Source organism: Salmonella sp. 2018103, assembly GCF_026247685.1.
GTDB lineage: Bacteria > Pseudomonadota > Gammaproteobacteria > Enterobacterales > Enterobacteriaceae > Salmonella > Salmonella enterica.
Window position 1 is genome coordinate 2476309 of sequence record NZ_CP111029.1, and the last position, 18227, is coordinate 2494535.

Annotated in this window: 13 protein-coding genes, 2 tRNA genes and 3 other RNA genes; 10 read left to right on the forward strand and 8 right to left on the reverse strand. The window is 51.8% G+C overall.

Annotated features, from left to right (window positions below; translation table 11 throughout):
- Positions 1–349 precede the first annotated feature (349 nt).
- Positions 350–3028, forward strand: coding sequence for a bifunctional acetaldehyde-CoA/alcohol dehydrogenase (gene adhE / locus OLG56_RS12035; protein ID WP_000301679.1), 2679 nt, complete (start codon positions 350–352; stop codon positions 3026–3028).
- 196 nt (positions 3029–3224) lie between these two features.
- Here the strand turns inward: adhE and tdk are convergent, their stop codons facing one another.
- Positions 3225–3842: a thymidine kinase gene (gene tdk, locus OLG56_RS12040; protein ID WP_000068097.1), complete on the reverse strand. Its 618-nt coding sequence runs from the start codon at positions 3840–3842 to the stop codon at positions 3225–3227.
- A gap of 662 nt (positions 3843–4504) precedes the next feature.
- Between tdk and hns the strand changes: the two genes are divergently transcribed.
- On the forward strand, positions 4505–4918 hold the full coding sequence (gene hns / locus OLG56_RS12045; RefSeq protein WP_001287383.1) for a histone-like nucleoid-structuring protein H-NS: 414 nt from the start codon (positions 4505–4507) through the stop codon (positions 4916–4918).
- A gap of 131 nt (positions 4919–5049) precedes the next feature.
- Here the strand turns inward: hns and galU are convergent, their stop codons facing one another.
- From galU to rssA, 3 genes are all read right to left on the reverse strand, one after another.
- Positions 5050–5958 carry a UTP--glucose-1-phosphate uridylyltransferase GalU gene (gene galU, locus OLG56_RS12050; protein WP_000729450.1) on the reverse strand — a complete coding sequence of 303 codons (909 nt, stop codon included), beginning with the start codon at positions 5956–5958 and terminating at the stop codon, positions 5050–5052.
- A 202-nt stretch (positions 5959–6160) separates the two neighbouring features.
- Positions 6161–7174, reverse strand: a complete 1014-nt coding sequence (gene rssB, locus OLG56_RS12055) for a two-component system response regulator RssB (protein ID WP_000193432.1) — start codon at positions 7172–7174, stop codon at positions 6161–6163.
- A 90-nt stretch (positions 7175–7264) separates the two neighbouring features.
- On the reverse strand, positions 7265–8170 hold the full coding sequence (gene rssA, locus OLG56_RS12060) for a patatin-like phospholipase RssA (protein ID WP_001230575.1): 906 nt from the start codon (positions 8168–8170) through the stop codon (positions 7265–7267).
- A 110-nt stretch (positions 8171–8280) separates the two neighbouring features.
- On the opposite strand from rssA, the gene OLG56_RS12065 reads away from it, so the two are divergent.
- The 8 genes from OLG56_RS12065 (at position 8281) to OLG56_RS12100 (ending at position 11199) form a co-directional block, all read left to right on the forward strand.
- Positions 8281–8739, forward strand: coding sequence for a YchJ family protein (locus OLG56_RS12065; RefSeq protein WP_023257667.1), 459 nt, complete (start codon positions 8281–8283; stop codon positions 8737–8739).
- A 50-nt stretch (positions 8740–8789) separates the two neighbouring features.
- Entirely contained in the window at positions 8790–9632 is an 843-nt protein-coding gene (purU, locus tag OLG56_RS12070) for a formyltetrahydrofolate deformylase (protein ID WP_001191156.1), read from the forward strand.
- A gap of 170 nt (positions 9633–9802) precedes the next feature.
- A non-coding RNA gene (locus OLG56_RS12075) (RtT sRNA) lies at positions 9803–9944 on the forward strand.
- A gap of 28 nt (positions 9945–9972) precedes the next feature.
- Positions 9973–10057, forward strand: a tRNA-Tyr gene (locus OLG56_RS12080).
- A 34-nt stretch (positions 10058–10091) separates the two neighbouring features.
- Positions 10092–10176, forward strand: a tRNA-Tyr gene (locus OLG56_RS12085).
- A gap of 44 nt (positions 10177–10220) precedes the next feature.
- Positions 10221–10352, forward strand: a non-coding RNA gene (locus tag OLG56_RS12090) — RtT sRNA.
- A gap of 44 nt (positions 10353–10396) precedes the next feature.
- Positions 10397–10528, forward strand: a non-coding RNA gene (locus OLG56_RS12095) — RtT sRNA.
- A 116-nt stretch (positions 10529–10644) separates the two neighbouring features.
- Positions 10645–11199 carry an AAA family ATPase gene (locus OLG56_RS12100; RefSeq protein ID WP_061377398.1) on the forward strand — a complete coding sequence of 185 codons (555 nt, stop codon included), beginning with the start codon at positions 10645–10647 and terminating at the stop codon, positions 11197–11199.
- Between the two features lie 167 nt (positions 11200–11366).
- Here OLG56_RS12100 and narI read toward each other — a convergent pair whose 3' ends face one another.
- Genes narI through OLG56_RS12120 form a run of 4 tightly spaced genes read right to left on the reverse strand, consistent with a single transcriptional unit; the run spans position 11367 to position 18026 of the window.
- Positions 11367–12044 (reverse strand): respiratory nitrate reductase subunit gamma, encoded by a 678-nt coding sequence (gene narI / locus OLG56_RS12105; protein ID WP_000545594.1) that lies wholly within the window; start codon positions 12042–12044, stop codon positions 11367–11369.
- The gene (narJ, locus tag OLG56_RS12110) at positions 12044–12754 is read right to left on the reverse strand and encodes a nitrate reductase molybdenum cofactor assembly chaperone (protein WP_001527628.1); all 711 of its coding nucleotides are present in this window, start codon (positions 12752–12754) and stop codon (positions 12044–12046) included. Before narJ ends, narI begins: the two co-directional genes overlap by 1 nt.
- Positions 12751–14286, reverse strand: coding sequence for a nitrate reductase subunit beta (gene narH, locus OLG56_RS12115; RefSeq protein ID WP_000702629.1), 1536 nt, complete (start codon positions 14284–14286; stop codon positions 12751–12753). The genes narJ and narH overlap by 4 nt, the downstream gene beginning before the upstream one ends.
- On the reverse strand, positions 14283–18026 hold the full coding sequence (locus OLG56_RS12120; RefSeq protein ID WP_061377399.1) for a nitrate reductase subunit alpha: 3744 nt from the start codon (positions 18024–18026) through the stop codon (positions 14283–14285). The genes narH and OLG56_RS12120 overlap by 4 nt, the downstream gene beginning before the upstream one ends.
- Positions 18027–18227 lie beyond the last annotated feature (201 nt).

An 18227-nucleotide genomic window follows, 5' to 3' on the forward strand; every position in this document is an offset into this window, starting at 1 on the left:
ATTTATATGTACTCGTTATGCTAATCCACTCACTCTTCATGACAACGATTTCTTAACAATTTACATAAAAGGCTAAAATGGCCTGCTGAAAGGTGTCAGCTTTGCGTAATCTTGATTTAGATCACACAATCGCTACTCAGAAGTGAGTAATCTTGCTTACGCCACCTGGACGTAACGCGTTAGAGTTAAATGATACTAACGCAGAAGCTCTTTTAGTAAATCAGAGCGAAACGGACGTTAAGTAACCACCTGAATTTCAGGCATTTATACAAAGTATCGTCGATCTGTCTATACTCACGTATCGCGCAGATGATTTACTAAAAAAGTTTAACATTATCAGGAGAGCATTATGGCTGTTACTAATGTCGCTGAACTTAACGCACTCGTAGAGCGTGTAAAAAAAGCCCAGCGTGAATATGCCAGTTTCACTCAAGAACAGGTCGACAAAATCTTCCGCGCCGCCGCTCTGGCAGCCGCTGATGCCCGCATTCCGCTGGCCAAAATGGCCGTCGCCGAATCCGGTATGGGTATCGTGGAAGACAAAGTGATTAAAAACCACTTCGCTTCTGAATATATTTACAATGCCTATAAAGATGAAAAAACCTGCGGCGTGCTGTCTGAAGACGACACCTTCGGGACCATCACCATTGCTGAACCTATCGGCATTATTTGCGGTATCGTTCCAACCACTAACCCGACCTCTACCGCGATCTTCAAATCGCTGATTAGCCTGAAGACCCGTAACGCCATCATCTTTTCTCCGCATCCGCGCGCTAAAGAAGCAACCAACAAAGCGGCAGACATCGTTCTGCAAGCGGCTATCGCTGCCGGCGCGCCGAAAGATCTGATTGGCTGGATCGATCAACCTTCCGTAGAACTGTCTAATGCGCTGATGCACCACCCGGATATTAACCTGATCCTTGCGACGGGCGGTCCAGGCATGGTTAAAGCAGCATACAGCTCCGGTAAACCTGCTATCGGCGTAGGCGCAGGCAACACCCCGGTTGTCATTGATGAAACCGCTGATATCAAACGCGCTGTGGCGTCTGTTCTGATGTCTAAAACCTTCGATAACGGCGTAATCTGTGCTTCTGAACAGTCTGTTGTCGTTGTTGATTCCGTCTATGATGCCGTTCGCGAACGTTTCGCCAGCCACGGCGGCTACATGCTGCAGGGCCAGGAGCTGAAAGCGGTTCAAAACGTTATCCTGAAAAATGGCGCTCTGAACGCCGCTATCGTCGGTCAGCCAGCCTACAAAATCGCTGAACTGGCAGGCTTCTCCGTACCAGAAACCACCAAGATTCTGATCGGTGAAGTTACAGTCGTTGATGAAAGCGAACCGTTCGCACACGAAAAACTGTCTCCGACTCTGGCGATGTATCGTGCGAAAGATTTCGAAGAAGCGGTAGAAAAAGCAGAAAAACTGGTCGCTATGGGCGGTATCGGTCACACCTCCTGCCTGTACACTGACCAGGATAACCAGCCAGAACGCGTTGCTTACTTCGGTCAGATGATGAAAACTGCGCGTATCCTGATCAACACCCCGGCCTCTCAGGGTGGTATCGGTGATCTGTACAACTTCAAACTCGCACCTTCCCTGACGTTGGGTTGTGGTTCCTGGGGTGGTAACTCCATCTCTGAAAACGTTGGTCCGAAACACCTGATCAACAAGAAAACCGTTGCTAAGCGAGCTGAAAACATGTTGTGGCACAAACTTCCGAAATCTATCTACTTCCGCCGTGGCTCTCTGCCCATCGCGCTGGATGAAGTGATTACTGATGGCCACAAACGTGCGCTCATCGTGACTGACCGCTTCCTGTTCAACAACGGCTATGCAGACCAGATCACCTCTGTGCTGAAAGCGGCTGGCGTTGAAACCGAAGTCTTCTTCGAAGTTGAAGCCGACCCGACGCTTTCCGTTGTTCGCAAAGGCGCTGAGCTGGCTAACTCTTTCAAACCAGACGTGATCATCGCGCTGGGCGGCGGTTCCCCGATGGACGCCGCGAAAATCATGTGGGTCATGTACGAACATCCGGAAACTCACTTCGAAGAACTGGCGCTGCGCTTTATGGACATCCGTAAACGTATCTACAAGTTCCCGAAAATGGGCGTGAAAGCGAAAATGATCGCCGTCACCACCACTTCCGGTACCGGTTCTGAAGTCACACCGTTTGCGGTTGTGACCGACGATGCAACCGGTCAGAAATATCCGCTGGCTGACTATGCCCTGACCCCGGATATGGCGATTGTCGACGCCAACCTGGTGATGGATATGCCGAAGTCCCTGTGTGCGTTCGGTGGTCTGGATGCGGTGACTCACGCCCTGGAAGCTTACGTTTCCGTACTGGCTTCTGAGTTCTCTGACGGTCAGGCTCTGCAGGCTCTGAAACTGCTGAAAGAAAACCTGCCGGCGTCTTACCACGAAGGGTCTAAAAACCCGGTTGCGCGTGAACGTGTTCACAGTGCAGCGACTATCGCCGGTATCGCGTTTGCCAACGCCTTCCTCGGTGTATGTCACTCCATGGCGCACAAACTGGGCTCTCAGTTCCACATTCCGCACGGTCTGGCGAACGCCCTGCTGATTTGTAACGTTATCCGCTACAACGCGAATGACAACCCGACCAAGCAGACCGCTTTCAGCCAGTACGATCGTCCGCAGGCACGCCGCCGTTACGCTGAAATTGCTGACCACCTGGGCCTGAGCGCGCCGGGCGACCGTACCGCCGCTAAGATTGAAAAACTGCTGGCATGGCTGGAAAGCATTAAAGCTGAGCTGGGTATTCCTAAGTCTATCCGTGAAGCAGGCGTACAGGAAGCTGACTTCCTGGCACACGTTGACAAACTGTCTGAAGATGCCTTCGATGACCAGTGCACCGGCGCTAACCCGCGTTATCCGCTGATCTCCGAACTGAAACAGATTCTGCTGGATACCTACTACGGTCGTGATTTCACCGAAGGTGAAGTTGCAGCGAAGAAAGACGTCGTTGCCACACCGAAAGCAGAGAAAAAAGCGAAAAAATCCGCTTAATTCGTTATCTGCTTTAGCATGACAATAACGGCCTCAATTGAGGCCGTTTTTTTTATTTTACCTGTTTATCTGATGCCTGAAGGCGCTATGCTTACCATCTGACCTACGCGCTCACGGCACGCCCTTCGTCAGGAGGCCTGAATAATGACCTCCAAAGCGCTACAGGGCGTTTTATAAGCCGATCTTTACCTCAGTATCATATGTGCCGATGACGCTCCTGAATCGCCGTCAGTGAGCCCTCCTCCAGCGCGTCCTTATAATGCTTACGGCAAACTGAAACGTAGCGTTCATTCCCGCCAATAACCACCTGTTCGCCTTCGTTATAAGGCCTGCCGTCCTGATCAAGTCGCAGAACCATACTGGCTTTACGACCGCAGAAACAGATAGTTTTTAATTCCACCAGCTTATCTGACCATGCCAGCAAGTATTGGCTGCCGACAAAGAGCTCCCCACGAAAGTCTGTTCGTAGCCCATAGCAGAGTACTGGAATATCTAATTTGTCGACAACCTCGGATAATTGATAAACCTGCTGGCGAGTCAAAAACTGGCTTTCGTCGACTAACACGCAATGTATTGTCTGCCGCGCGCTCTCGGCACGAATCTCTTCAAACAAGGATGTATTTTGGTTAAACAATTTTGCCGGCGACGACAAACCGATACGAGAGCTGACTTTGCCTGCGCCGAAACGATCGTCGATTTCCGCCGTATATACGACGGTACGCATCCCGCGTTCCTGATAATTGTATGAAGATTGCAGCAGTGCAGTCGACTTACCCGCATTCATTGCCGAATAGTAGAAATATAGCTGTGCCATTGGTCGCAGGACCTCACCTGAGTGAAATAAAGATTGGCGGGATTGTACCATAATTTACCGACGCGACGGCGCGGCTCGCGCTCCGGTGAGTATTAAGAATTGTACAAACATCGCTCACTATACCCAAAATAATTCGAGTTGCTTAAAGGCGGCAAGGGAGTGAGTCCCCAGGAGCATAGATAACTATGTGACTGGGGTGAGCGAGCGTAGCCAACACATAAGCAACTTGAAGTATGAAGGGTATATACACATTCCTTCACAAATTATGCCGTTAAAATTCATCAACAATGCTTATCATCACCCGCCAATATGAAAACCTTGTACTTATTGTTACCGTTACTCATACCCGGTGCAAAGTAATAGGGTTTTCTTGTAAGGAAAGCTAATACAAGAGATTGATATCTCAGCAATGAGATCGTATTTCATCATGATAAAATGTGACCTGACTCCTAAATTTTTAGCGACAAACGGTGAGTATCCCCCCTGCCAATAAGCTCTTTTTTGTGCGGCGCCTCAAGGAAAATTTAAGTTGAGATAATTAAAACGTGTGCTTAATAAAGCGTAATTTTGAATTCCTTACATTCCTGGCTATTGCACAACTGAATTTATCGCTCTATTATTAGCTCAACAAACCACCCCAATATAAGTTTGAGATTACTACAATGAGCGAAGCACTTAAAATTCTGAACAACATCCGTACTCTTCGTGCGCAGGCAAGAGAATGTACTCTGGAAACGCTTGAAGAAATGCTGGAAAAATTAGAAGTTGTCGTTAATGAGCGTCGTGAAGAAGAAAGCGCTGCTGCTGCTGAAGTGGAAGAACGCACTCGTAAACTGCAACAGTATCGTGAAATGTTAATTGCCGACGGCATTGACCCGAATGAACTGCTGAATAGCATGGCTGCCGCTAAATCCGGCACCAAAGCTAAACGCGCAGCTCGTCCGGCTAAATATAGCTATGTTGACGAAAACGGTGAAACTAAAACCTGGACTGGCCAGGGTCGTACACCGGCTGTAATCAAAAAAGCAATGGAAGAACAAGGTAAGCAACTGGAAGATTTCCTGATCAAGGAATAATTTACTTCCTGGATGCTTAAAATCCCGCCGCTGGCGGGATTTTTTTTGCCTGAGTTCTCCGCTGACAACCCCAGGCATAAAAAAAGCGCCGGATTTACCAGCGCTTCTGTTAAAAAATTTATAACGTATCGTTACTTCTTAATACCCATTTCTTCTTCAAGCCAGGCTTTAAATTCAGCACCCAGCGAATTATGACGGATGCCATATTCAACGAATGCCTGCATATATCCTAACTTATTACCACAGTCATGGCTTTTACCCTTCATGTGGTAGGCTTCAACCGTTTCTTTTTCGATCAGCATATCGATAGCATCGGTCAACTGAATTTCATCCCCGGCGCCCGGAGGGGTTTTCGCCAGCAACGCCCAGATATCCGCGCTCAACACATAACGCCCGACAATCGCAAGGTTAGACGGCGCGACATCCGCTTTTGGTTTTTCAACCACGCCAACCATCGGCACACTTTCGCCCGGTGCCAGCTCAACGCCTTTACAATCGACCACGCCGTATGCAGTCACATCTTCTACTGGCTCAACCATAATCTGGCTATTGCCGGTTTCGTCGAAACGGCGGATCATTTCAGCCAGGTTATCCTGAGACAGGTCGGACTCATATTCGTCAAGAATAACGTCTGGCAGAATAACAGCGACAGGTTCGTTTCCGACAACGGGATGCGCGCACAATACGGCATGGCCCAGGCCTTTTGCCAGCCCTTGACGTACCTGCATAATAGTGACATGCGGAGGGCAAATAGACTGGACCTCTTCCAGAAGCTGACGCTTAACGCGTTTTTCCAGCATCGCTTCCAGCTCAAAACTGGTATCAAAGTGGTTTTCAATAGAGTTTTTAGACGAGTGCGTAACAAGCACGATTTCAGTAATGCCAGCAGCGATACATTCGTTCACGACGTACTGAATTAATGGCTTATCAACCAGCGGCAGCATCTCTTTCGGGATAGCTTTGGTCGCTGGCAGCATCCTGGTTCCCAATCCCGCGACCGGGATAACGGCTTTTTTGACTTTCGAATTAAGGGCAGCCATTTAAAATTCTCCTGGACTGTTCATGTATTGAACGTGTTCATTAATCTGTATCGTGTTCCAGTATATCAGTACCAGAACAAGCCTCAGGTCCAAAAAGGACTTATATTGGTATAATTAAGACAAATACTTATAAATCTGCCGCAGATAGTAACACTCGTCGGGAAAGGCCGGTAAAGCAATTTCCGCTCACTCTTCCGTTTGGTCATTCCGCAGACAACATCAATCGCAGACGCCCTCCTGCGCCCCATATTTGACACTGCCATGAGTCGCAACGCTGGCTTAATTGGTTAAGGTAGGCGTTACCCAATGTTCCTAGCGGCACGCCGCTGCTAATTTGAACCTGATGAGCGCCCGTATTTAAGGTGGCGTTCAATCCGGCGGAGACGAGAATCAAATTTTTGAGCTCACTGTGATAGTAGCCGACAAATAGTGGGAATTGCCCAGGTAAATTGGCTTGTCTGAGCAGATGATTTACCTGTTTTAATAGCGCGCCTAACTCCGGTAAACGGTGCTTTTGTTGGCCGAGCTGATCCTGCAATAAGCCGTTAAATAGCGCTCGCAGCAACAATGCGGCTAACACGCCGTTATCACCCGCCCGGGTGACATCCAGGCAATAAAATGCCAGTTCGTTATCAGATAGCGGCGCAATATCCAGCACCAGTCCAGGCTGATCGGCGGAGACGAGCTGCCGGTAATTAATGCGGCAATGAGAAATCACCTGCTGTACCGGGGGCTGCAATTCCTGCAACAATTGCGCTGCGGCGGTCGGATTACTCACCATTGCATCCCAGTCACGAAACAGGCGTTCTTCTTCTTCAACCCGCGAGTTAAACATATTAGGGTATAAGCAAGCGAATACGGTTTCCCGCAAGCGGTTGAGATCTTTTACCGGCTTCAGCAAGACATCTTCAACCCCAAGGCGTAACGCTTTGGCGATATCCGCCATATTTTCTGTTGCGGAAATAACCAGAATAGGCGTCTGGTCTCCGCGATTACGTAAGTTTTCTACCAGTTTGAGACCGTTCATTCTCGGCATAGCGATATCACATATCATGAGATCAGGGGTAAAACGCCCCATCAACTCCAGGGCATCCACCCCGTCGCCTGCCAATGCCGTTGTCGCTCCCAAAGAGGAAAACCACGAATCCAGAAGCGAGCGAAATACAGGCTCGTCTTCAACAATAAGAATCTGTTTTCCGACCAATGGCTGCGTCATGTTCTCTCCCCTGACTGGCTTTAATCAATAGTGGCATGGTATTGCCGCTTGCGCCTGTCAGAATTTGCTTAAGTGATCGTAAAAGGTACATTAAACGTCGGTACGCACCAAGGGTATAAGTTCGTCCATCTTTTTCTCTACGGCTAACTGACCCGCCGCAATAGCGGCATGGGCGCGATGAAAATCCAGCGTAGAGATTTGCGGACAGAATGGTTGAATGAGAATATCAGGCGGATCGCCAGCCATACGGTTACGTTTAAGACGATTTTCCAACACCTGAATGGAGGTTGTCATGATTTCCATTGCCCCAGGCGAACTCACGCCACGGCGTGAAGTCAGGCTACTGAAACGTTCTTTTAAACGCTTATGCCAGGGCAGCGCATCATCGCTCTCTTCATTTATATTCCCGACATTTACAGAGAGCAAATCTTGCTGCATGAGGTGGGCATCATGTTGCAGATCTACCGCAATAACGATATCAGCCCCCAGCGCCCTGGTTAACGAAACAGGTACCGGATTAACGACTGCGCCATCTACCAGCCAGTAACCGTTATGTTCAACCGGAGACATCAGCCCTGGCATACTGCACGACGCGCGTACGGCAAGGTGTAGATCGCCTTCAGTAAACCATAGCTCTCGTCCCGTGCTAAGATTCGTCGCGACCGCGCCAAAACGTCTTGAACAATGGTCAAAATCCGTGACGGGCATAATATCCCGATAGTGATTAAATACGCGTTCGCCGCGAAGCAACCCTCCTCTGCCCCAGGATACATCCATCAGGCGTAAAACATCCCAGTAGCGGAATGAACATACCCACTGTTCAAGCGCCGATAATTTATTACAGGCATACGCGGCGCCGACCAGTGAACCTATTGAGCATCCCGCAACGATATCAATATCAATGCCTGTTTGCTTGAGGGCTTTGATGACCCCAATATGAGACCATCCTCTCGCTGCGCCAGATCCCAGCGCCAGCCCTATTTTCATTTTTCTCATCGTACTTAACGACTTCCCCTGGCTTCAAGACGTAGCAACATCGCCACTGCTCAGTTAACATAATGCCACCCTGGCGTTCAACGCCGTTTTTTATATTCAGGGAGATTATTGTGTCTCAGCCTTGTCCCTGTGGTAGCGCTGACGAGTATAGCCTATGTTGTGGTCGTATTGTGTCCGGAGAACGAGTAGCACCCGATCCGTCACATCTCATGCGCTCTCGTTACTGCGCTTTTGTGATGAAAGACGCAGATTACTTAATTAAGAGCTGGCATCCAACCTGCAATGCGGCCGCGTTTCGCGATGATATCATCGCCGGATTTGCCAATACCAGGTGGCTCGGCCTGACTATTTTTGAACATACCTGGTCAGACGCAGAAAATACAGGGTATGTTAGTTTTATCGCGCGCTTTTCCGAACAAGGGAAAACCGGGGCGATTATCGAACGCTCTCGTTTTATCAAAGAAAACGGTCAGTGGTATTATATTGACGGTACCCGCCCGCAGTTGGGTCGAAATGATCCCTGCCCGTGCGGTTCAGGCAAAAAATTTAAAAAGTGCTGCGGCCAGTGATGCCTGACAGTATCGATACAACAAACACTCTCAACAGGATTTTTCCGGCAATGCAATCACTACAACGTAAAGTTCTGCGTACTATTTGTCCCGATCAAAAAGGCCTTATCGCGCGGATTACCAACATTTGCTATAAGCACGAGCTTAATATTGTGCAAAACAATGAATTTGTGGACCATCGCACCGGTCGCTTTTTTATGCGGACCGAGCTGGAAGGCATCTTCAATGATTCCACTCTTCTGGCCGATCTGGACAGCGCCTTACCGGAAGGCTCTGTTCGTGAACTCAATCCCGCCGGACGCCGTCGGGTAGTGATTCTGGTTACCAAAGAGGCGCATTGTCTGGGCGACCTGCTGATGAAAGCCAACTATGGCGGGCTGGATGTTGAAATCGCCGCGGTCATTGGCAACCATGAAACGTTACGCTCGCTGGTTGAACGTTTTGAGATCCCTTTCGAACTGGTCAGCCATGAGGGATTAACGCGTGAAGAGCATGACACGAAGATGGCGGACGCCATTGATGCCCATCAACCGGACTATGTGGTGCTGGCCAAGTATATGCGTGTTTTGACGCCAGGTTTTGTGGCGCGCTTCCCGAACAAAATTATCAATATCCACCACTCATTCCTGCCGGCGTTTATCGGCGCGCGCCCTTATCATCAGGCCTATGAGCGCGGCGTGAAAATCATCGGCGCTACCGCGCACTATGTGAATGATAATCTGGATGAAGGCCCAATCATTATGCAGGACGTGATTCACGTCGATCACACCTACACCGCAGAAGATATGATGCGTGCCGGGCGCGACGTTGAGAAAAACGTATTAAGCCGCGCGCTGTATCAGGTTCTGGCGCAGCGGGTCTTTGTTTACGGCAATCGGACGATTATTCTTTAATCGTCAGTAATATGAATTGATTAGCTTTAATCCGTTACGGATGAAAAGTACGCAAACAGTTCATTTCAGGCAAAGGAATGCTTTACAGCGGCGTGTCATTTGATATGATGCGCCCCGCTTCCCGAAAGGAAGCGGGCCAGTATTAAGCATTACCCCGTGGTGGGGTTCCCGAGCGATCATAAGGGAGCTGACTGCAAATCTGCCGTCATCGACTTCAAGGTTCGACTCGAGCAATAGTGAGAGAACGTTGCCGCAGGCAACGGCCCGAAGGGTGAGGAGCTTTAGCTCCGAATAATCCTTCCCGCTATAGAATGCAAGCAGCATAATGAATTTACCCCATGGTGGGGTTCCCGAGCGGCCAAAGGGAGCAGACTGTAAATCTGCCGTCATCGACTTCGAAGGTTCGAATCCTTCCCCCACCACCATCTTCAAGCTTTACCTACAATTTGAATTACCCCTGGTGGGGTTCCCGAGCGGCCAAAGGGAGCAGACTGTAAATCTGCCGTCATCGACTTCGAAGGTTCGAATCCTTCCCCCACCACCATCACTCCCGTCGCGTATCTTATCCCCGTTAAGCATAGTGTCTCATATCTCTCCGTACGGGGAAGGATGAGAAGCTTCGAATAAGGTTCGATTCGAGCGAAAGCGAGAAAGCGTTGCCGCAGGCAACGACCCGAAGGGCGAAGCGCGCAGCGCTGAGTAATCCTTCCCCCACCACCATCACTCTCGTCGCGTATCTTATCCCCGTTAAGCACAGTGCCTCATATCTCTCCGTACGGGGAAGGATGAGAAGCTTCGACTAAGGTTCGATTCGAGCGAAAGCGAGAAAGCGTTGCCAACGGCAACGACCCGAAGGGCGAAGCGCGCAGCGCTGAGTAATCCTTCCCCCGTCATCCGCTGCTGAACACATCTATTCCAAATCACGTCATTCACATCCGAAAACCGCTGCCTTCAGATCTTTTTCAACACCTACCCCCAATTTCCTCACTACAAATGCATAAAGGCTATTGCTATGAATTCACGCATTATCATTACTGGCGGGCCCAGCGCGGGTAAAACTACGCTGATTACGGCTCTGGAAAAAATTGGTTTCCACTGTCAGCCCGAATCCGGGCGTGCTGTTATCAAACAACAAATGGACATAAACGGCGATGCGCTGCCGTGGCGTTCTCCGGCGCGATTTGCAGAAGCCATGCAGGCAATGGATATTAATGCCTGGTATCAGGCCGAACAGTCCGATCGTCCCCTCTTCTACGACCGTGCGCTGCCGGATATTGCAGGCTATCTCACGCTGGTGGGCGAACCAATACCCAACCGGTTACATCGTGCTATTAACCAATTTCGCTATGCCACTGACGTTATTATTCTCCCGCCATGGAAAGCGATATATAAGCAGGATAACGAACGAACACAATCGTGGGAGGAAGCGGTACGGACATATGAGGCAATGAGAGAAATATATCCACGTTATGGTTATCGGCTCCACTTGTTGATGCCTGCATCAATTCAGGAGCGCGTAAATCGGCTTCTGGGGCTTATTAACGTCATATTACCCAGCCGAAAATAAGGCACCGAGCGGTTCAACGTGTGCTTATCCCCGCTCACGCAGGGAAAAATGGGCAAGAAGTGCGAAAAAACGGGCAGGAAGTCAGCCTCCATGCCCGTGCTATTTTTTTCTGCTATATTGCTGAATACATCTCAGTATTACAGTGACTTAAGCTTGTCAATGCACAATCAGTGACGCGCACGTACAATCTGGTATTTGCGGGTCAGGTACTCGACCGGCACGCTCCAGATATGCACCAGGCGCGAGAATGGGAATAACAGGAACAGCGTCATCCCCAGTACCAGGTGCATACGGAAGATAAAGGCTACACCGTCCAGATGTGCGGATGCGCCACCGTGGAAGGTCACAACTGACTGCGCCCACCCGACCAGCTTCATCATTTCACTCCCGTCCATATGCTGGGCGGAGAACGGAATGGTCAGCAGACCCAGCGCGCACTGAATCACCAGCAATGAGAGAATCAAAATATCTGCACCGGTAGTGGTGGCGCGGACACGTGGGCTGAACAGACGACGCTTGAGCAGTAAAATACCGCCAACCAGCGTCAGCACTCCGCAGGCGCCGCCGGCAATCATCGCCATCTTCTGCTTCACGTCGACCGGCAGAAAAGCTTCATACATCCAGTGCGGCGTTAACATGCCCAGGAAGTGACCGGCGAAAATACCCAAAATCCCGATGTGGAACAGGTTTGACGCCAGGTTCATTCCTTTGCGATCCAGCATCTGGCTGGAGGCCGCCCGCCAGGTGTACTGGCCGTAGTCGTAACGTAACCAGCTACCGATCAGAAATACCGATCCGGCAATGTACGGGTAGATATCAAAGAAGAACATATTCAGGAAGTGCATTAGTGCTGTCCTCCGGTGGTGATATTCAGATATTGCGGCGCCACGGCACCGGCAAAACGACGCTGGTGAGCGGAGATCTCCGACTCGCCACACCCCTGATCGGCGAAGAATTTCACCTGCTCTTCTTCCCAGACAGCATCCAGCGCCTGTGGGGTATCATCACGTACTTCATTCGCAATTTTTTCAGCCACTTTACCGCTATCGATAACGGTATTCGCCAGTTTTAACAGCAGATCGAACAGCACCGCATAACGGCTGTCACGCTGTTGCAAACGTGCGCTGAGCAGCGCCAGAATCGGCGCGATATCCTGTAACCCTCCTAACGCTTCGCTTTTCGGCAACTGCGCAAGGTATTCCAGATACAGCGGCAGATGATCGGGAAGTTCGCGGCTGTCGAGCTGCAAACCGTGCTGCTCATACTGTGCCATCAGGTCAACCATCGCCTGACCGCGGTCACGGGATTCCCCGTGAACATGTTCAAACAGCAGCAGCGATGTGGCGCGACCACGGTCAAACAGTTCACTGTAGGCGGCCTGTACATCCAGCATGTCCTGCGCGGTTAAATCGCGCAGGAAAACGCCCAGAGTCTGGGCATCCTCTTTATCCAGGTTCTCAGATGACGCGAGCGCATCGAACAACTCCTGCTGATGCTGCCACAGGGCAGCATCCGGGTACTCGAGCAGACGCGAAACAATGACGAGTTCAATCATGCGTGCGGCTCCGTTTTGCTGGTCACATCAACAGCGTCGATGCGGCGGCTGTTGAACAGATTGAATTTGGTATCAGACCCGTGGCAACCATCGCCGAAGGTAAAACCACAACCGCTTTTCTCCGGGAATGCGTCACGCGCCAGTTCACGATGGCTGCTCGGTACCACGAAACGATCTTCATAGTTGGCAATTGCCAGGTAACGATACATTTCCTGCGCCTGGGCTTCGCTTAAACCCACCTCTTCCAGCGCGCGGGTATCCACTTTACCGTCTACGGTTTCCGCACGTTTGTAGTGACGCATCGCCAGCATCCGTTTCAGTGCCAACAGTACTGGCTGAGTGTCGCCAGCGGTCAACAGGTTCGCCAGGTACTGTACCGGGATACGCAGACTGTCTACATCCGGCAGAATACCGTTGCTACCCAGTTCACCCGCGTCGGCGGCAGACTGAATCGGCGACAGCGGCGGCACGTACCAGACCATCGGCAACGTGCGGTATTCCGGATGCAGCGGCAGCGCCAGCTTCCAGTCCATCGCCATTTTGTACACTGGCGATTGCTGCGCCGCATCGATCACGCTCTGCGGCACGCCGTCCTTCAGCGCCTGTTCAATGACAGCCGGATCGTTCGGATCGAGGAACACGTCCAGTTGACGCTGGTACAGATCTTTTTCGTTTTCCGTACTGGCGGCGCTTTCAATGGCATCTGCGTCATACAGCAGTACGCCAAGGTAGCGGATACGCCCCACGCAAGTTTCCGAGCAAACGGTCGGCTGACCGGCTTCGATACGCGGGTAGCAGAAGATGCACTTCTCGGACTTGCCGCTCTTCCAGTTGAAGTAAATTTTCTTGTACGGGCAACCGGTGATACACATCCGCCAGCCGCGGCACTTGTCCTGGTCGATCAGCACGATGCCATCTTCTTCACGCTTGTAGATAGCACCGCTCGGGCAGGTCGCCACGCACGCCGGGTTGAGACAGTGCTCGCACAGGCGCGGCAGGTACATCATGAAGGTGTTTTCGAACTGGCCGTACATCGCCTTCTGCATGTTTTCGAAATTCTGATCTTTGGCGCGTTTTTCGAACTCGCCGCCCAGAATCTCTTCCCAGTTTGGCCCGCTGGTAATTTTGTCCATCCGCTGGCCGGTAATCAGCGAGCGCGGACGCGCGATCGGCTGATGTTTGCTTTCCGGCGCGGTATGCAGGTTCTGGTAGTCGTAATCAAACGGCTCGTAGTAGTCGTCGATGCCCGGCAGATGCGGGTTAGCGAAGATTTTACCTAGCAGCAGCGCCCGGTTGCCCATGCGCGGCTGTAGTTTGCCGTTGATTTTGCGGATCCAGCCGCCTTTCCATTTTTCCTGATTTTCCCAGTCATTCGGAAAACCAACGCCAGGCTTACTTTCTACGTTGTTGAACCACGCGTATTCCATACCTTCGCGACTGGTCCAGACGTTTTTACAGGTGACTGAACAGGTATGACAGCCGATGCACTTATCGAGATTCAGCACCATGCCGACTTGTGAACGAATTTTCATTTTACGCTCTCCTGTACCTGGTCATTGCCTTCGCCATCCAACCAGTTAATGTTCTTCATCTTACGTACCACCACAAACTCATCGCGGTTGGAGCCGACGGTACCGTAGTAGTTAAAGCCGTAGGCTAACTGCGCATAGCCGCCGATCATATGGGTCGGTTTCGGCGTAATGCGCGTCACCGAGTTATGAATACCGCCGCGCTGCTGGGTAATTTCCGACCCCGGCAGGTTTACGATACGTTCCTGCGCGTGGTACATCATGGTCATGCCCGCCGGTACACGCTGGCTGACCACTGCGCGTGCGGTCAATGCGCCGTTGCTGTTGAAGACTTCGATCCAGTCGTTATCTTCAATGCCCAGCTCTTTGGCGTCGGTTTCGCTCATCCATACAATCGGGCCGCCACGCGACAAGGTCAGCATCAACAGGTTATCGCTGTAGGTCGAGTGGATACCCCATTTCTGGTGCGGCGTCAGGAAGTTGAGCGCCTTCTCCGGATTACCGTTGGATTTACGCCCCATCACCGCTTTCACCGAGCGGGTGTCGATCGGTGGACGATACACCAGCAAACTTTCGCCGAAGTCGCGCATCCACTGGTGATCCTGATACAACTGTTGGCGACCAGACAGCGTACGCCACGGGATCAGCTCGTGAACGTTGGTATAACCGGCGTTATAAGAAACGTGCTCATCTTCCAGACCAGACCAGGTCGGGCTGGAGATAATTTTGCGCGGCTGGGCCTGAATATCGCGGAAGCGGATTTTCTCTTCTTCTTTATTGGTTGCCAGATGCGTATGGTCGCGACCGGTAAACTCGCTCAGCGCCGCCCAGGCTTTCACCGCCACCTGACCGTTGGTTTCCGGCGCTAACGTCAGGATCATCTCTGCCGCGTCAATCGCCGTGTTGAGCATCGGCTGACCTTTCGCCGGACCGTCCGCTTTGGTGTAATTGAGCTTACGCAGCAAGTCCATTTCGCTCTGCGTGTTCCAGGCAATCCCTTTCCCGCCGTTGCCGATTTTCTCCATCAGCGGGCCGATAGAGGTAAATCGCTCATAGGTGGCCGGATAATCGCGCTCGACGGTCATGATGTGCGGCGCGGTTTTCCCTGGAATCAGGTCGCATTCACCTTTTTTCCAGTCTTTCACGTCCAGCGGCTGCGCCAGTTCAGCGGCAGAATCGTGCTGGATCGGCAGCGTCACGACGTCAGTCTCTTTACCCAGGTGGCCTACACAGACTTCGGAGAATTTCTTCGCAATGCCTTTGTAGATTTCCCAGTCGCTTTTCGATTCCCAGGCCGGATCTACGGCGGCAGACAGCGGATGAATAAACGGATGCATATCCGAGGTATTCATATCGTCTTTTTCATACCAGGTGGCGGTCGGCAGTACGATATCGGAGTACAGGCAGGTGCTCGACAGGCGGAAGTCCAGCGTCACCACCAGATCCAGTTTGCCGTCCAGGCCATTGTCACGCCACTCCACTTCTTCCGGCTTCACACCGCCCTGTTTACCCAGATCCAGCCCCTGAATACCATGCTCAGTACCCAGCAGATATTTCAGCATGTACTCATGGCCTTTACCGGAAGACCCAAGCAGGTTAGAACGCCAGATGAACAGGTTACGCGGGTGGTTTTTACCGTTTTCCGGCTGCTCGGCGGCAAAGCGAATCGAACCCTCTTTCAGGGATTTGACGATATAATCTACCGGCGTCATACCGGCTTTTTCCGCTTCACGCGCAATGTACAGCGGGTTGGTGCCTAACTGCGGTGCCGACGGCAACCAGCCCATACGCTCGGCGCGCACATTGAAGTCAATCAGATGCCCGCTATAGCGGGATTTGTCCGCCATCGGCGACAGTAACTCCTCGGCGGTCACCGTCTCGTAGCGCCACTGGCTGGAGTGGTTATAGAAGTAAGAGGTGCTGTTCATGTGACGCGCGGGACGCTGCCAGTCAAGGGCAAACGCCAGCGGCTGCCAGCCGGTCTGCGGACGCAGTTTTTCCTGGCCGACGTAGTGCGCCCAGCCGCCGCCGCTCTGACCAACGCAACCACAGAACACCAACATATTGATCAGCCCGCGATAGTTCATATCGAGGTGATACCAGTGGTTCAGCCCGGCGCCAACGATAATCATTGAACGCCCGTGCGTTTTGTCCGCGTTATCGGCGAACTCCCGTGCGATACGGATGATCTGCGCCCGCGGCACGCCAGTGATCTGCTCGGCCCATGCTGGCGTATACGCTTTGGTATCGTCATAACTGGCGGCACAGTTTTCATCGTTCAGGCCGCGTTCCAGACCATAGTTCGCCATGGTCAGATCGTAAACGGTGGTCACCAGCGCGGTAGAACCATCGGCCAGTTGCAGACGTTTTGCCGGCAGTTTATGCAGCAGGACGTTATCCAGCGCCACATGATTAAAGTACTCTGAACCTTCGCCGCCGAAATATGGGAAGCCCACGTCAGCAATCTCATCCTGGCTGCCCAGCAAGCTGAGCTGCAATTCAGTTTCTGCACCGGTAGTCCCGTCGCGCTGTTCGAGGTTCCATTTGCCTTTTTCGCCCCAGCGGAAACCAATTGAACCGTTTGGCGCCACCATTTCACCGTTGCTGTTAATGGCGACGGTTTTCCATTCCGGGTTATTTTCCTGCCCCAGCGAATCAACGAGATCGGCAGCGCGCAGCATACGACCTGCGGCATAATAACCATCACGCTCTTCAAGCATCACCAGCATTGGCATGTCGGTATAGCGACGGACATAATCGGTGAAGTACTGGCGCGGGTTGTCGAGGTGGAACTCGCGCAGCATGACGTGGCCCATCGCCAGCGCCATCGCCGCATCAGTCCCCTGCTTCGGCGCCAGCCACAGATCGCACAGTTTGGCGATTTCAGCATAGTCCGGCGTCACCGCGACGGTTTTGGTGCCTTTGTAACGTACTTCGGTAAAGAAGTGGGCATCCGGCGTACGGGTTTGCGGCACGTTAGAGCCCCAGGCGATAATATAGCTGGAGTTGTACCAGTCAGCGGATTCCGGCACGTCGGTCTGCTCGCCCCAGGTTTGCGGGGAGGCTGGCGGCAGGTCGCAGTACCAGTCGTAGAAGCTCAGGCAGGTACCGCCAATCAGCGAAAGATAACGTGCGCCGGAAGCGTAGGAGACCATCGACATCGCCGGGATGGGTGAGAAGCCCGCGACGCGGTCAGGGCCATAGGCTTTCACGGTGTACACGTTGGAGGCGGCGATCAGCTCGTTCACTTCCTGCCATGAGGAGCGAACAAAGCCGCCACGACCACGCGCCTGTTTGAAGCTTTTGGCTTTATCGGCATCTTCAATGATGGAGGCCCATGCCTCTACCGGATCGCGATGCAGTTTTTTCGCCTCGCGCCACATCTTCATCAGACGTTTGCGCATTAGCGGATATTTCAGTCGGTTAGCGCTGTAGAGATACCAGGAGTAACTTGCCCCGCGCGGGCAGCCGCGAGGTTCATGGTTTGGCATATCAGGACGGGTGCGCGGGTAATCGGTTTGCTGTGTTTCCCAGGTCACCAGACCATTTTTGACATAAATTTTCCAGCTACAAGAACCGGTGCAGTTCACCCCATGGGTTGAGCGCACAATTTTGTCATGCTGCCAACGTTGGCGGTATCCGTCCTCCCAGTCCCGGTTTGTTTCGAGAAGCTGGCCGTGCCCATCGGCAAAGGTTTCGCCCTTCTGCTTGAAGTAGCGAAACCGGTCCAGGAATTTACTCATCGGGTTTCTCCTGTGTGGAACCTTACGGCTCTCTGATAAATCGACATTGCTTAACTAAGGGCGAAGGTAACGCGCTGAATGGGCGTGAGAATTGATAACGATCAAGGCGGACAGGGATGCAAATGGTGCGCAAACCTCCTGCATACTCCTTTTGGATGAGGAGTTTTATTTATATATATTACTGATTTAATTACATAAAAT

Bases quoted from the DNA above. Each gene is read 5' to 3' on its own strand.
- narI (WP_000545594.1), bottom strand. From the start codon at position 12,044: ATGCACTTCCTGAATATGTTCTTCTTTGATATCTACCCGTACATTGCC.
- tdk (WP_000068097.1), bottom strand. From the start codon at position 3,842: ATGGCACAGCTATATTTCTACTATTCGGCAATGAATGCGGGTAAGTCG.
- galU (WP_000729450.1), bottom strand. From the start codon at position 5,958: ATGGCTGCCCTTAATTCGAAAGTCAAAAAAGCCGTTATCCCGGTCGCG.
- OLG56_RS12100 (WP_061377398.1), top strand. From the start codon at position 10,645: ATGAATTCACGCATTATCATTACTGGCGGGCCCAGCGCGGGTAAAACT.
- narJ (WP_001527628.1), bottom strand. From the start codon at position 12,754: ATGATTGAACTCGTCATTGTTTCGCGTCTGCTCGAGTACCCGGATGCT.
- purU (WP_001191156.1), top strand. From the start codon at position 8,790: ATGCAATCACTACAACGTAAAGTTCTGCGTACTATTTGTCCCGATCAA.
- rssB (WP_000193432.1), bottom strand. From the start codon at position 7,174: ATGACGCAGCCATTGGTCGGAAAACAGATTCTTATTGTTGAAGACGAG.
- OLG56_RS12120 (WP_061377399.1), bottom strand. From the start codon at position 18,026: ATGAGTAAATTCCTGGACCGGTTTCGCTACTTCAAGCAGAAGGGCGAA.
- rssA (WP_001230575.1), bottom strand. From the start codon at position 8,170: ATGAGAAAAATGAAAATAGGGCTGGCGCTGGGATCTGGCGCAGCGAGA.
- adhE (WP_000301679.1), top strand. From the start codon at position 350: ATGGCTGTTACTAATGTCGCTGAACTTAACGCACTCGTAGAGCGTGTA.
- narH (WP_000702629.1), bottom strand. From the start codon at position 14,286: ATGAAAATTCGTTCACAAGTCGGCATGGTGCTGAATCTCGATAAGTGC.
- hns (WP_001287383.1), top strand. From the start codon at position 4,505: ATGAGCGAAGCACTTAAAATTCTGAACAACATCCGTACTCTTCGTGCG.